A 15,445-nucleotide genomic window follows, 5' to 3' on the forward strand; every position below is an offset into this window, starting at 1 on the left:
TAGCGCAAAGGTTTGCGTACAGGATAGACTAGTCGGGCCAATATGTGACGAGACGCTTAAAACCTCACGGTTAATATGGATATTTTTTGAGCTGTATCCCTGTTTCCCCCGAGCCTCGTTGTTAGCATGGTGAGCAGATAACAATAAAAAATTAATACAAAATCCCTACAAAATATCCTACAAGGAGCACCTATGACCGTTATGGAACATACTAAGGCTGCACAAATTGATCTAACTAAGCACGGACTGACTGGCGTTACTGAAGTTCTTCGTAATCCTAGCTACGAGCAGTTATTCGTTGAAGAAACACTGCCAGGCTTGGAAGGCTACGAAAAAGGCGTAGTAACGGAACTAGGCTCTGTTGCGGTTGACACTGGTATCTTTACTGGACGCTCACCAAAAGATAAATACATTGTTAAAGATGACACTACGCGCGATACCATGTGGTGGTCAGATCAAGGCAAAAATGACAACAAACCGATTACAACTGAAGTATGGAGTGAGCTGAAAGAGCTTGTGACAACTCAGCTATCTGGCAAACGCCTGTTTGTCATCGACGGTTATTGTGGTGCTAACCCAGATACGCGTTTAAGTGTGCGTATTATCACTGAAGTAGCGTGGCAAGCGCACTTCGTTAAGAACATGTTCATTCGTCCAACTGACGAGGAGCTAGCAACGTTCGAACCTGATTTCGTGGTAATGAACGGTGCTAAAACAACGAACCCTAACTGGGAAAAGCAGGGCCTAAACTCTGAAAACTTCGTTGCTTTCAACCTAACAGAGCGCGTTCAAATCATCGGTGGTACTTGGTACGGCGGTGAGATGAAGAAAGGCATGTTCGCAATGATGAACTACCTGCTTCCTCTGCAAGGCATTGCTTCAATGCACTGTAGTGCAAACGTTGGCGAAGAAGGCGACGTAGCTGTATTCTTCGGCCTATCAGGTACCGGTAAAACAACCCTATCAACCGATCCTAAACGTGAGCTAATCGGTGATGATGAGCACGGTTGGGATGACGATGGTATCTTCAACTTCGAAGGTGGTTGTTACGCGAAGACGATTCGTCTATCTAAAGAAGCAGAACCAGAAATCTACAATGCAATCCGTCGCGATGCTCTGCTAGAAAACGTAACGGTTCGTGGTGATGGTTCTATCGATTTCGATGACGGTTCAAAAACAGAGAACACTCGTGTTTCTTACCCGATTCACCACATCGACAACATTGTTAAGCCAGTATCAAAAGCAGGTCACGCTCAAAAAGTTATCTTCCTAACAGCGGATGCGTTTGGTGTGCTACCACCAGTATCTAAGCTGACTCCGGAGCAAACTAAGTACCACTTCCTATCTGGCTTCACAGCTAAGCTAGCAGGTACAGAGCGCGGCATTACTGAACCAACACCAACGTTCTCTGCGGCGTTTGGTGCGGCATTCTTAACTCTTCACCCAACTCAGTACGCTGAAGTGCTTGTGAAGCGTATGGAAGCGGCTGGCGCTGAAGCTTACCTAGTGAACACAGGTTGGAATGGCACAGGCAAACGTATCTCAATCCAAGATACTCGTGGCATCATCGACGCTATCCTAGATGGCTCAATCGACCAAGCTGAAACTAAGGTTATCCCAATGTTTAACCTAGAAGTACCGCTAGCGTTGCACGATGTTGACCCAGCGATTCTTGACCCGCGTGATACTTACACTGACCCACTACAATGGGAAAGCAAAGCGAAAGATCTAGCAGAGCGCTTCATCAACAACTTTGATAAGTACACAGACAATGCTGAAGGTAAGTCACTGGTTGCGGCAGGTCCTCAACTAGACTAACCCAACATCTGCTCGGGCTTAGCCAAAAGCGAACGCCCAATTTAAAATGATATTTTTGTAGCAAGCCCCTCTTTTGAGGGGCTTTTTTGTTGCTGCTTGCCCCTTTTTGTTCCACTCTGTTTTGAGACTATTGAAATTTAAGGCTTTCAGGGAATGAAAAAGGTATTCATGGTGATTGGCATTGTGGTGGCCATCATCGTTGCGACTATCGCAGCGTTGTTATTAAGCCTACAAGCTCAATACCGATCGGATGTTGCTAACTTTTTTATCAAGCATACGCTTGAACAACCTGTACTCATTGAAGACGTTGAGTATCAGGCGCCTTATCACATCACCTTGATGGGCATTACCCAAAGCCAACCTGATAAACAAAAACCTCTCTATATCGACAAGATCGATCTTTGGTTCAGTCCCAGCTCGATTACAGAAGCTAAACTGGTCTTGGACTCCGTCTTGATCAGTGGCCTACAGTTGGAAATAAGCGATCTAGAGGCATTCACGCCGTTATTCACCCAACCAAACATCAAGCTCCACCAGCTAGCAATCAATAATCTCGACTTTTCGACCCCAGACTTTAATGCGCGAGGCATCGACCTCCAGATCTCCGATCCAACGTGGGATGACAACAACACATTGCTGCCTTATGGCAAAATCCAACTCTCAGCCACGCAGCTGTATTGGCAAGGAGAAGCCTTCGATAACCTGTTGTTTGACCTAGACTTAAAACCTAGCGACAGCACGCTTTATGGCGCTTCATTTGACTGGCGCGGTGCCAAGATTTCAGGACAAGCAGAGCAGTATCAGCAAGATTGGTCGTTGGTGAATGTGACCGTCGATGGCTTGCGACTCAATCAGAAACAGACCCAAAGCCTACTAAGCAAAGAGTGGGATGTAGCCGGTATTCAGATCAATCACATCAATAGCTTAGATATTCTGCGCAGCGACGTGGAATGGCAAGATGGTCACCTCGCAGCTTTTGATGCCTCACTAGAAAATATCCAATTGCCTTTTGAGCTGTGGAAGCAACAGAAAGCCATTTTCTCTCTGCAAGCTGAGGGAGTGACCATTGATGATGACATCTTCATAGAGCCAAGTATTAAGCTCAATTTAGATCCGAACCAGATTCTGATTGAAGACTTCTATACTCAATTCTTACAAGGCAGTATTCAACTTAATGGCGAAGTAACCCCTAGCAGCATTCAATTAACGCAGCTCGACCTACAAGGCATAAAGTGGATTACGGAAAGCCAAGATAAAGTTCTACCATCCGCTCGCCTATTGCCTTGGCTGACACAGCTTCAGCAAGCCTCTATTGACCGACTTAATATAGAACGTAGCCAACTTATACAACTCGCAAACAAACCTTACTGGCAGGTCTCAGGGCTGCATGTTGAAGGACATCAAGTTCAACTGCTGCAACAGAGAAAGTTAGGACTGTGGCAAGGCAAATTGATGGTTAGCGCCAACGATGCCAGCTATCAAAATATTGTCAGTGTTCAACCAGTGGTTGAAATGAATAGCGAACAAGGGAAATGGACGCTGACACGCCTGTTTATGCCACTAAAGCACGGCTACATTGAAGCCAACGCGACACTCGACTTCAACCAAATCAGTAAGCCATGGAGCTTAGATATCTCTGCCGATGGATTACCCATAGCACCCATGCTGCAGCAACTCGAATTACCGCTCGATGCAACCGGCTATGGTGAGTTTGAACTTCAAGCCGCAGGCTTATATGGCGATTCGTTGATGCTCGGTTATTCAACCACTGGGCAACTCACTGGCAGTGTTCGCCAAGGTGTGATGACCTTTAACGATAAGCTTTCTGAAACATCGACTGATAACGTGTTTGAAATCCCAGAGCTTAATGCGAATTTTGACCGTGGTCGCTTCACTCTCGAACCAATGCACATTATTGGTGCGTCCGCAGCAGAGCAAGGTACACAAAGAGTTCAAACGCTCAACGGTGAGGTTTCTGGAGAACTCGACTTGCTTAAGATCGAGCAACACACTCTATCCATTTCGTTATTGGACCCATGCCATCAAATCTCAGGAAAGCTCACCCAAGCTGAGTATTCCGAGATTAACGACTGCCAACAAAAAAGCGCCACTCCATAGGAGTAGCGCCTTGTATCTTTAATCTGTATCTGTATCTGTATCTGTTAGCCAGTGTCAGCTATACGTTTACGTTGGAGTCTGTTGATAATCGCTTTTTGTAGTCAGGGATCAGCATATAGGTTCCCGTAAACTCAACCGCTTCCACATCGCCACTGTTAATGGTCACATGAATGATGATGCGAGCTTTTCTGCCAGACGCGAGGCGATCTAAATCACCACTGATCCCATCCAATGACGTAGATGCGACTGGGTTTTGTTCGACTGGGTGACGATAACGAATATTACTGTCTGCCAGTACGATATCACCGGTCAGCCCACGTTCTTTCATCAGTAGCCAAGTCATTCCCCAACCCGTTAGAGTCGCCAAGGTAAAAGCTGAGCCAGCAAACATGGTGTTATGAGGGTTAAGGTTGGGATTCAACTGAGCACTACACTCAAACTGATAACCCGTGTATTGGTTAATCTTGATGCCCATTTTGTCACTGATCGGGATCTGATTTTCCCAACGCTGCTGAAGCTCATTACACCATTCTGGTTTGCGCAGTACATCAGCCATTGGATCAAGAGGTTTCACCATCTGTTGGTGACGCACAGGGCCGCGTTGATCGTTAATTTCACCACGACGTTCAAACTCATTCTTCTCATAGAATGAGATCGCATCTTCACGTGCATTACACACCAAACGCTTCGCCCCTTCTTGACGTGCCAGTGACTCTAGCGCAACCAAGATAAGTGAGCCCATACCTTTACTTTGGCGAGATTTCTTCACCGCCATATAGCGAATCTGCCCCTCTAGATCTGGGGTGATATAGAGACGACCAATCGCCATCGGGCGACCTCGACCATCGACAATCATGCGATGGTGACTCATGGCATCGTATTCATCGCGCTCTGAACCTACCGGCATTCGCCAAGGTTCACGGAGCATCTGCCAGCGAAAATGGTAATACTTGTTCAGTTGATTTTCGGTGGTCGGTGTTATGAGTTTAAACATGCTTATTCCTTTAAGCCTAAACCTGCAGCCAGAATGTTACTGGGCCATCATTAACCAAAGACACTTTCATGTCGGCTGCGAATCGGCCACGTTCCGTTGGCAACACTGATTCACACTGGTCAGAGAAATAGTTGTAAAGACGCTCTGCATCTTCTGGGTGAGCACCACGAGAAAATCCTGCTCGTGTGCCTTTCTTGGTATCAGCTGGCAGAGTGAATTGAGAAACCACTAATACCTTACCTTCTACCTGCTTTACATTGAGATTCATTTTATCGTTTTCATCTCCAAAGACACGATAAGTGGTCACTCGTTCCATCAAACGTTTGGCTTTGGCTTCGTCATCACCTTTTTCTACACCTAACAGAACCAATAAGCCTTGCTCAATCTCACCCACTACTTCGCCATCAACACGGACGGCAGCTTCACTTACTCTCTGGATCAGTGCTATCACTGTTGTTTCCTTGCTCTGTGATTTTTTCTTTATCCGACGAGTGTACCATTTCTTGAGAGTCACTCCACTGTTCCTGCTCGCCCAACGCGGCCGTCACCTCAGCACCCACCAACACAATCAACCAGCACAAATACACCCAGACAAAAAGAATGGGAATCGCCGCTAATGCGCCATAAATCAATTGGTAAGAAGGGAATTGAGTAATGTAAGCCGCGAAGCCTTTCTTACTGAGTTCGAACAACAGAGCCGCAACCAGAGAGCCCGCTGCCGCATGAGAAAAGTGTATCTTTTTGTTGGGAACCAACAGATACAGACCAAAAAACGCAAAGAATGAGGTAATCAAAGGGAGCTTGCGAATCACGGTATTAAAGGCACTCGACACGACTTCGTTTTGTAACAAGTTCAATGATGTCACATACGACGTTGCTGCAATGCTCGCCCCAATCAAAATAGGTCCAAGCGTTAGCACCATCCAATACATTGAAAAGGACAACACAGCCCGACGCTTTTCTGTTACTCGCCAGATGTAGTTAAGGTTCTTATCGATGTTGGAGATCAGCATCAGAGCTGCAATGAATAAGAACACACTGCCTACAGCGGTCATTTTTCCGGTATTGGCGACAAACTCAAGCAAAGCACCATGCACTGCATCCCCTGACGCAGGAACAAAGTTGGTAATGACAAAGTTTTGAATCACGAGACCGACATCAGCAAAGATTGAGAATGACGATAAAATCGATAGCAGAACCGTCAGCATCGGCACAATGGAAAGCAGAGTAATGTACGCTAAATAGCCCGCGTTCACGTTGACTCTATCGTGCGTCATCCGCGTAAGAAGATAGCGGGAAAACTGGATGCTTCCTGTGGCTGCCTTTTTTATCTTCAACTTGTAACTCCCTGGTAACTCGTTCATAGTCCTAGTTAATATTCCGTTGTATTAATCACAGTAAGTAAATGTTCAAAAATAGCGTAGGAAAAAGGCTTGAGAACAAGGCAGCCTTTTTTGATAAGTAGTTATTCTACAATCAAAAATTCTAACGCCGTTATCGAGCATTTTAACAAGCTAGGTTGAGCAGTTATTTACTACGATTGATATTATTTAACTATAGGAAACTAGGATGCCTTATTTAATAGTTATAGTCCTCTCTATTTTTGCTCTAACTGGATGCCAGTCCGCTTATTACTCCGCCATGGAGCAAGTGGGTTACCACAAGCGCGATATTATGGTCGATAGAGTAGAAGACGCGAAAGAGTCGCAGCAGGATGCTCAGGAAGAGTTTACCAGCGCACTTGAAGCCTTGAGTAGCCTGACGAACTTCAGTGGCGGCGACCTTGAAGACATGTACAACCAAATCAACGATAAATACCAAGACAGCGAGAAAGCCGCACAAAATGTCAGTGATCGGATTGCTGCGATTGAAGACGTGTCAGATGCGCTGTTTGCAGAGTGGCAGAGCGAGTTAGACCTCTACACCAGTGCTTCACTGCGCCGTTCGAGTGAACAAAAACTGCGAGAAACCCAATCGTCTTACAAGACCATGCTTTCAGCAATGAAACGCGCTGAGAAGAAAATGGACCCGGTACTCAATACCCTTCGCGACAATACGCTTTATCTAAAGCATAACCTCAATGCGAGTGCTGTCGGTTCGTTGCAGGGCGAATTTATGAGCTTAGAAAAAGACATCGCCTACGCGATAGAACAGATGAATGCTGCAATAGCAGAATCGGATAAGTTCCTAGCTCAACTGAACCAGAAGTAGCGCTACAGATAAAGAACACGATGCAACCGATCATTATTACTGGCGGCCCCGGAGCCGGGAAGACAACACTGATTAATGCCTTGGGCGACATGGGTTACCCAACCTTCGCTGAGTCCTCTCGCCAGTTAATAGAACAGCAGAGCCAACTTGAGAACGGTATCTTACCTTGGTTCGACCTACCGGGCTTTGCTCGCCTGTGTCTCACTGTCATGAATGAACAAAAGGAACAGGCCAACCAGCATCCGGTTGCGTTTCTCGATCGCGCCATTCCAGATATCTGCGGTTACTTAACTCAGGCGAACCTTGATATTGACGAAATCTACCGAGAAGCTAGCCAAGGCTATCACTCACAAGCCTTGTTCTGTCGCCCTGATGCATCGATTTACGTACAAGATGATGTGAGGCCTTATCCGTTTGAAGAGGCATTAGAGATTCACCACGCGTTGGTCAGAATCTATCAAGAGCTTGGGTATGAGATTGTCGAGGTGCCATTTATGTCAGTCGAAGAAAGGGCTCTATTTGTTAAAAGCCACCTAAGTATCAAAAGCTAGATTCCCACTCGGTCGCTCCTCTCTCTTGAGGATGTCGAACACTTGAATGCTCTTCGTATCTCGCCTCTCGTTTACCCGTATCTAAACAAACTTACCGTCATTCCCTACAGTGAAGAACGAGCATGATAGGGAACCTCTTGGATGCCGTAAAAGAAAGATTCCAGATATCTCGTCCCTCGATTCTGGAATGACGATTCGATGAATAGATATGGAACATGCTCTTCGTATCTCACATCTCGTTTACTCGTATCTACTCCAACACCACATAAAACAAAAGCCCCGAGCAGCTAGGCTACTCGGGGCTTTCTTATCTACTTAGCTAGAAGCTAGTCAGCTGGCAATTAAGCCTTAGCTGGACGTGCTGCACGCTTACGGTCGTTTTCAGTAAGAAGTTTCTTACGGATACGTACGTTTAGTGGCGTTACTTCTACTAGTTCATCTTCATCGATAAACTCAAGAGCTTGCTCTAGAGTGTGCTTGATCGGTGGAGAAAGAACTTGTGCTTCATCAGTACCAGATGCACGAACGTTCGTTAGTTGCTTACCTTTCAGACAGTTTACTGTTAGGTCGTTTGAACGGTTGTGAATACCGATTACTTGGCCTTCGTAAACTTCATCAGCGTGCTCTGTGAATAGACGACCACGAGCTTGAAGGAAGAACAGTGCGTAAGTCAGTGCTTTACCCGTTGCGTTCGAGATTAGAACACCGTTGTTACGTTGACCAATGATACCGCCTTTGTGAGGACCGTAATGATCGAACGAGTGGTAAATAAGACCAGAACCAGACGTCATTGTAAGGAATTCAGTTTGGAAACCGATAAGACCACGAGAAGGCATCATGAAGTCCATGCGAACACGGCCTTTACCATCTGGTGCCATATCCGTTAGCTCACCCTTACGTAGACCGATGCTTTCCATGATCGCACCTTGGTGCTCTTCAACTACATCGATAGTAACCGTTTCAAACGGTTCCATTCTCTGACCATTTTCTTCTTTAATGATTACTTCTGGACGAGATACTGCAAGCTCAAAGCCTTCACGACGCATGTTTTCGATCAGGATAGAAAGGTGAAGCTCACCACGGCCTGATACGCGGAAACGGTCTGGGCTTTCAGTTTCTTCAACACGTAGTGCAACGTTATGAACCAATTCTTTTTCTAGACGCTCAAGGATGTTACGTGAAGTAACGAACTTGCCTTCTTTACCCGCGAACGGAGAAGTGTTTACTTGGAAAGTCATTGTTACTGTTGGTTCATCAACAGACAGTGGTTCCATTGCTTCAACATTGTTTACGTCACAGATAGTGTCTGAAATTTTCAGCTCACCAAGACCCGTGATTGCAATGATGTCGCCAGCGTTAGCTTGTTCTACTTCGTGACGCTCAAGACCTAGGTAACCAAGTACAGTACCTACTTTACCGTTACGTTTCTTGCCTTCAGCATTCACGATAGTTACTTGTTGGTTTGGCTTAACAGAACCACGAGTAACACGAGCAACACCGATAACACCTACGTAAGAGCTGTAATCAAGTTGAGAAACTTGCATTTGTAGTGGACCTTCAAGGTCAACTGCAGGCGCTTCTACTGTATCAACAACAGCTTGGAACAATGGTTCCATGTCTGTGCCAACTTCGCCTTCTTCCATTGTTGCCCAACCGTTTAGAGCTGAAGCGTAAACAACAGTAAAGTCTAGTTGCTCATCAGTCGCGCCTAGGTTGTCGAACAAGTCAAATACTTGGTCCATAACCCAATCAGGACGAGCACCAGGACGGTCAATCTTGTTGATAACAACGATTGGCTTAAGGCCGTGTGCGAAAGCTTTTTGCGTTACGAAACGAGTTTGAGGCATTGGGCCATCAACTGCATCAACGATCAGAAGAACTGAATCAACCATAGACATGATACGTTCAACTTCACCACCGAAGTCCGCGTGTCCAGGGGTATCTACGATGTTGATACGGTAATCATTCCAGTCAATTGCTGTGTTCTTAGCAAGGATTGTAATGCCACGCTCTTTTTCGATGTCATTCGAATCCATGACACGCTCTTCAGCTTCACCACGAGACTCAAGAGTGCCTGACTGTTGTAGTAGTTTATCAACCAAAGTCGTTTTACCGTGGTCAACGTGCGCGATGATCGCGATATTTCTTAACTTATCAATCTGTGGAGTAGACATGGATTCTCGATTCACTCATAAAAGGTAGCCGTCAATTATCTCAAAAGTTTGGATAATAACCGCTAGCTTGATTTAAAAAACGGTCAATAATATACCAGATTTTAGACAAAAACCCAGAAATATGTGATCTCAACCAAGGCTTTTTTCTTTATTAGCGATTCATATCCGCTTAACTTTGATTCAGTACAGTATCTAACAGCCTAATTCGTAGGATTCTAGAAAAGCATCCGCCGCAAGATGGGCAGCCAAATCTCCGGCAAAATAACAAAAGTGGATTGACAACTTAGGCAATTCATTGCTGAATGGTGCTCGCTTATGTTTCATATTGGTGCACAGACAAGCAATTGCACCAATAAGGTGCGCTGGAAGATCATTTTGGTGCAAAAACCAAAGTGAACGAAACAAGAAAACAAGTAAATCATTGAAATTAATGGAATAATTTTATTGGCACGTTTTTGGCTATAGATAAATCAGCATCGATTAATGCACTTATAGACATTAATCAATGCTAGTTTCAACCGAATCGAGCTAATACCGAATTAATAACACTGGAGGTTATCCAAGATGTCAGTAGAAAATGTACTATCCCTGATCCAAGAGAACGAAGTTAAATTTATCGACTTACGTTTTACTGATACAAAAGGTAAAGAGCAGCACATCTCTATTCCTTCTCACCAAGTTGATGCAGACTTCTTCGAAGAAGGTAAAATGTTTGACGGCTCTTCAGTAGCTGGTTGGAAAGGCATTAACGAATCTGACATGGTAATGATGCCAGACGCAGCTTCAGCTGTACTGGACCCATTCACAGAAGATGCAACGCTAAACATCCGTTGTGACATCCTTGAGCCTGCAACAATGCAAGGCTACGATCGTGACCCACGCTCTATCGCTAAGCGTTCTGAAGAATACCTACGTTCTACGGGTATCGCAGACACAGTTCTAGTTGGTCCAGAACCAGAATTCTTCCTATTCGATGACGTTAAGTTCTCAAACGACATGTCTGGTTCTTTCTTCAAGATTGATGATGTAGAAGCAGCTTGGAACACAGGTTCTGACATCGAAGGCGGTAACAAAGGTCACCGTCCTGGCGTTAAAGGCGGTTACTTCCCAGTAGCTCCTGTAGATTCATCTCAAGACATCCGTTCAGCAATGTGTCTAGTAATGGAAGAGATGGGCCTAGTAGTTGAAGCTCACCACCACGAAGTAGCAACTGCGGGTCAAAACGAAATCGCAACTCGCTTCAACACGCTAACAACAAAAGCGGATGAGACTCAAATCTACAAGTACGTTGTACACAACGTTGCTCACGCATTTGGTAAAACAGCGACATTCATGCCTAAGCCACTAGTTGGTGACAACGGTTCTGGTATGCACGTTCACCAATCTCTAGCAAAAGACGGCGTTAACCTGTTTGCTGGTGATAAGTACGGCGGCCTATCTGAAATGGCGCTTTACTACATCGGTGGTGTAATCAAGCACGCTCGTGCAATCAACGCATTTGCTAACCCGTCAACGAACTCGTACAAGCGTCTTGTACCTGGTTTTGAAGCTCCGGTAATGCTTGCTTACTCAGCACGTAACCGTTCTGCTTCTATCCGTATCCCAGTAGTACCAAGCCCGAAAGCACGTCGTATCGAGCTACGTTTTGGTGACCCAGCAGCGAACCCATACCTATGTTACTCAGCAATGCTGATGGCTGGCCTTGACGGTATCAAGAACAAGATCCACCCAGGCGAAGCTATGGATAAAGATCTATACGACCTTCCAGCAGAAGAAGCGGCTGAAATCCCAACCGTTGCTGAATCTCTAGAAGTAGCGCTTAAAGCACTAGACGACGATCGTGAGTTCCTAACAGCTGGCGGCGTATTCTCTGACGATTTCATTGATTCTTACATCACACTGAAATCTGACGACGTACAACGCGTGAACATGGCAACACACCCACTTGAGTTTGAACTGTACTACTCAGTTTAATCTCCTGTAGAGATAAGCCATTTCTTACTGCAACCTTGTAAGAATCGCTGACTAAATATTAGGCTCGCCTCGCAGGCGGGCCTTTTTTATATACTCCCTCTCCCAGCTTCCTCGTACCATACCTTAGACAAAAGCCCTCAGAGGCTGCTGCTATAAATACAATAAAATCAATAACAAAACCAACGCCAAACGTGAAATCACCTAGCGGTGAAAAGAGGCTAAAGATATGAAAAATATACTGTTCCTGATCGGGTTAACAGTCGCGCTCTCGTGCTCTGCTCAAACGGTGTATACCTGGGTGGATGAGGATGGTGTTCTCCACTTTAGTGATAACCCTAGCGCTCAAGATGCCAAATCTCTTCGCCTACCGGATGTGCAAGCATCAGCGCCGGCTCCTAAATTTGAAGCCTCGACGCCCGTTGATGCTGCAGCTTCATCTACAACTAAAACGGCAACGCCCGCTCAGGAGCAGGAAAAAACAAAAACCACGGAACGCGAGGCACCAGCTCAGCTAACACTTATTATGCTGACTCCCGTTCATGACCAAACCATCCGTAGCAACCGCGGCTTAATCCCTGTTCAAATAGAACTTAGCCGCAAGCTTGGTATTGGAGAACAGTTGCAATTGATGCTCGATGGTCGTCGTTATGGCGCCCCACAAACCCAACCGAATTGGGAACTGAAAGGTATCGACCGAGGTACTCACACCATTGCAATTCAAGCACATAGAAGCGGCAAGCTTATTGCATCTACTAGTCCAGTCACCGTGTATTTACATCGAGCGACGCTCAAGTAGGCCAATGTGTTAAAAGAGACTGAATTACCTCTACTTTTCACCTAATCGAAGCAGCTTTCAGCGACTCTAATGAATTATCTTTAGCTTCTGGTTGATATGCGCCATACTTGAACTTAGCTACGCACCAATTTGGTGCAGTGAGAAAAACACCAGTTCAAGGACGAAATAGTGAATCGATCAGCCAAAAGCGACAGCATAGATACACATCATCTTTCCAGCGCCATTCTCGACAATATGGTGACCTCAACATTGATGCTCGATGAGCAACTGTATGTCCGATACGCCAACCCGGCGGCTGAACAACTCTTTTCACAAAGCGCGCGACGCATCGTCGATCATCCATTGAGCCAACTTATCCAACATGCCTCACTGGATTTGGCGCTTCTGACGCAACCGCTACAAAGTGGCCAGAGCATTACCGACAGTGACGTTACCTTCGTTGTTGATAACCGCCCACTGATGCTTGAAGTCACGGTTAGCCCAATCTCCTGGCAACGAGAGACGCTGTTATTGGTTGAGATGCGCAAGATAGACCAGCAAAGACGCCTCAGCCAAGAGCTCAACCAACACGCACAACAACAAGCAGCTAAGCTGTTGGTGCGCGGGTTAGCACATGAGATTAAGAACCCACTCGGTGGCTTAAGAGGTGCGGCGCAGTTACTTGGGAAAATGCTTCCTGATCAGTCTCTTAATGAATATACACAGATCATTATTGAGCAAGCTGACCGCCTAAGAGCGTTAGTCGATCGCCTGCTTGGCCCTCAAAAACCGGGGACGAAGTCAGAAGAGAACCTACACCAGATACTTGAGAAAGTCAGGCAGCTCGTAGAACTCGAGTCGGGTTCAACGCTCGCCATCGAACGAGATTACGACCCGAGCTTACCGGACATTCTGATGGATTCAGCACAAGTTGAACAAGCGATGCTCAATATCGTGAGCAACGCGGCGCAGATTTTAAAGGCCCAAGAATCAGGAAAAATCACCATTCGCACCAGAACGGTGCATCAAGCCAATATTCATGGGCAGCGACACAAACTCGCAGCGCGCATTGAGATCAGCGATAACGGCCCCGGCATCCCCGATGATTTAAAAGACACGCTGTTTTACCCAATGGTCAGCGGACGAGAGGGTGGCACAGGGCTAGGACTATCGATTTCTCAAAACCTGATCGATCAGCACAATGGAAAAATTGATGTTGAGAGCTGGCCGGGTAACACCACATTCACGATTTACCTACCCATTTAGGTCAACAGAACCTCGCGATTCGACAGCGAGACGAAAGGCTTAACTCGGTAACACAAAAATTAAAGACATCATAAAAACAACAATGATTATCACAATAGATTTGGCTGCAAAGGAATTGAATTATGAGTAAGGGATACGTTTGGGTCGTCGATGACGACAGTTCTATACGCTGGGTCGTAGAGAAAACACTGTCATCTGCGGATATAAAGTGTGAAACATTTGCTGATGCTGAGAGCGTATTGCTTGCTCTTGAGCGCGAGACACCAGACGTTTTGGTGTCCGACATTCGCATGCCTGGCATTGACGGGATTGAGCTGTTACACCAAGTTCACCAGCGCTCTCCCGACCTGCCAGTGATCATTATGACCGCGCACTCAGACCTCGATGCAGCGGTGAACGCTTATCAAAAAGGGGCTTTTGAGTATCTGCCTAAGCCGTTTGATATTGATGAGACACTGACTCTAGTAGAGCGAGCCATCGCACACAGCCAAGAGCAAAAGCGAGAACAAGCCAGCGAAGTAGCCGAAGAGACCAACGCACCAGAAATCATCGGTGAAGCACCAGCAATGCAGGAAGTTTTCCGCGCTATTGGCCGTTTGTCTCGTTCATCCATTTCGGTTCTTATTAATGGTGAATCGGGGACTGGTAAAGAATTAGTCGCGCACGCGCTGCATCGTCACAGCCCAAGAGCTAAAAAGCCATTCATTGCGTTAAACATGGCGGCAATCCCTAAAGACTTGATCGAATCAGAGCTGTTTGGCCACGAGAAAGGCGCTTTTACTGGCGCTAACAGTGTTCGTCAAGGACGATTCGAACAAGCCAACGGCGGTACTCTGTTTCTTGATGAAATAGGCGATATGCCACTCGATATTCAGACTAGACTACTGCGCGTGCTTTCTGATGGCCAATTTTATCGCGTAGGTGGGCATTCTGCGGTTAAGGTTGATGTTCGTATCGTTGCAGCAACCCACCAAGATCTTGAGCGCTTGGTGCATGACGGTGGTTTCCGTGAAGACCTTTTCCATCGACTGAACGTTATCCGAATCCATATTCCGGCACTGCGCGAACGTAAACAGGACATTGAAAAGCTGACTCACCACTTCCTAGCATCCGCCGCTGAAGAGCTTGGTGTAGAAGTGAAGACACTGCACTCAGAGACCATCATGAAGCTCAATCAGCTAAATTGGCCGGGTAACGTACGTCAGCTTGAGAACATCTGTCGTTGGCTCACAGTCATGGCGAGCGGCAGTGAAATACTCCCTTCAGACTTGCCTCCAGAACTGTTGGAAGAAAAAGTGGTGACGACCTCAGGGACTGGAGACAACTGGCAACAACTGCTCGCTAATTGGGCAAAGTGTGCGCTTGATTCAGGAGAAAAAGAGCTACTAACTTATGCGCTGCCAGAGTTTGAACGTATACTGCTAGAGGCTGCACTCAACCATACCAATGGTCATAAACAGGATGCAGCCAAGGTTTTAGGTTGGGGAAGAAACACCCTAACTCGTAAACTAAAAGAACTGTACTAGACCTTATATGACTCTCGATGCAGCTACTTTTTTAACCA

Annotated in this window: 12 protein-coding genes; 8 read left to right on the forward strand and 4 right to left on the reverse strand. The window is 46.1% G+C overall.

From position 1 onward, the window contains the following. Window positions 1–192 precede the first annotated feature (192 nt). Entirely contained in the window at window positions 193–1,818 is a 1,626-nt protein-coding gene (gene pckA, locus L3V36_RS21350; protein ID WP_004735593.1) for a phosphoenolpyruvate carboxykinase (ATP), read from the forward strand. 153 nt (window positions 1,819–1,971) lie between these two features. Beyond that, window positions 1,972–3,936: an AsmA family protein gene (locus L3V36_RS21355; protein ID WP_237296715.1), complete on the forward strand. Its 1,965-nt coding sequence runs from the start codon at window positions 1,972–1,974 to the stop codon at window positions 3,934–3,936. A gap of 58 nt (window positions 3,937–3,994) precedes the next feature. Here the strand turns inward: L3V36_RS21355 and L3V36_RS21360 are convergent, their stop codons facing one another. The 3 genes from L3V36_RS21360 to L3V36_RS21370 are packed head-to-tail and all read right to left on the reverse strand — an operon-like array spanning window position 3,995 to window position 6,294. Further along, complete coding sequence (locus L3V36_RS21360; RefSeq protein WP_017079333.1) at window positions 3,995–4,930, reverse strand: bifunctional GNAT family N-acetyltransferase/hotdog fold thioesterase; 936 nt, start codon at window positions 4,928–4,930, stop codon at window positions 3,995–3,997. 16 nt (window positions 4,931–4,946) lie between these two features. Continuing rightward, window positions 4,947–5,381, reverse strand: a complete 435-nt coding sequence (gene dtd / locus L3V36_RS21365) for a D-aminoacyl-tRNA deacylase (RefSeq protein ID WP_102448456.1) — start codon at window positions 5,379–5,381, stop codon at window positions 4,947–4,949. Further along, on the reverse strand, window positions 5,353–6,294 hold the full coding sequence (locus L3V36_RS21370; RefSeq protein ID WP_208775645.1) for a virulence factor BrkB family protein: 942 nt from the start codon (window positions 6,292–6,294) through the stop codon (window positions 5,353–5,355). Before L3V36_RS21370 ends, dtd begins: the two co-directional genes overlap by 29 nt. Before the next feature lie 205 nt (window positions 6,295–6,499). On the opposite strand from L3V36_RS21370, the gene L3V36_RS21375 reads away from it, so the two are divergent. Next, complete coding sequence (locus L3V36_RS21375; RefSeq protein WP_208775644.1) at window positions 6,500–7,141, forward strand: DUF2959 domain-containing protein; 642 nt, start codon at window positions 6,500–6,502, stop codon at window positions 7,139–7,141. Window positions 7,142–7,161: 20 nt separating this feature from the next. After that, complete coding sequence (locus L3V36_RS21380) at window positions 7,162–7,692, forward strand: AAA family ATPase (RefSeq protein ID WP_102500173.1); 531 nt, start codon at window positions 7,162–7,164, stop codon at window positions 7,690–7,692. A gap of 341 nt (window positions 7,693–8,033) precedes the next feature. On the opposite strand, the gene typA is transcribed toward L3V36_RS21380, so the two are convergent. Continuing rightward, complete coding sequence (gene typA / locus L3V36_RS21385) at window positions 8,034–9,866, reverse strand: translational GTPase TypA (RefSeq protein WP_017079337.1); 1,833 nt, start codon at window positions 9,864–9,866, stop codon at window positions 8,034–8,036. A gap of 564 nt (window positions 9,867–10,430) precedes the next feature. On the opposite strand from typA, the gene glnA reads away from it, so the two are divergent. The 4 genes from glnA to glnG all read left to right on the forward strand — a co-directional run bounded on the left by glnA (window position 10,431) and on the right by glnG (window position 15,407). Further along, window positions 10,431–11,840 carry a glutamate--ammonia ligase gene (gene glnA / locus L3V36_RS21390; protein WP_004735585.1) on the forward strand — a complete coding sequence of 470 codons (1,410 nt, stop codon included), beginning with the start codon at window positions 10,431–10,433 and terminating at the stop codon, window positions 11,838–11,840. Between the two features lie 226 nt (window positions 11,841–12,066). After that, a complete protein-coding gene (locus L3V36_RS21395; RefSeq protein WP_208775643.1) occupies window positions 12,067–12,636 on the forward strand; it encodes a DUF4124 domain-containing protein in 570 nt (189 codons plus the stop codon). Between the two features lie 168 nt (window positions 12,637–12,804). After that, window positions 12,805–13,881, forward strand: a complete 1,077-nt coding sequence (gene glnL, locus L3V36_RS21400; protein ID WP_017079339.1) for a nitrogen regulation protein NR(II) — start codon at window positions 12,805–12,807, stop codon at window positions 13,879–13,881. A gap of 122 nt (window positions 13,882–14,003) precedes the next feature. Beyond that, a complete protein-coding gene (gene glnG / locus L3V36_RS21405) occupies window positions 14,004–15,407 on the forward strand; it encodes a nitrogen regulation protein NR(I) (RefSeq protein WP_017081697.1) in 1,404 nt (467 codons plus the stop codon). The last annotated feature ends 38 nt before the right edge of the window (window positions 15,408–15,445 follow it).

This window comes from Vibrio sp. G-C-1, from assembly GCF_021728015.1.
GTDB lineage: Bacteria > Pseudomonadota > Gammaproteobacteria > Enterobacterales > Vibrionaceae > Vibrio > Vibrio splendidus.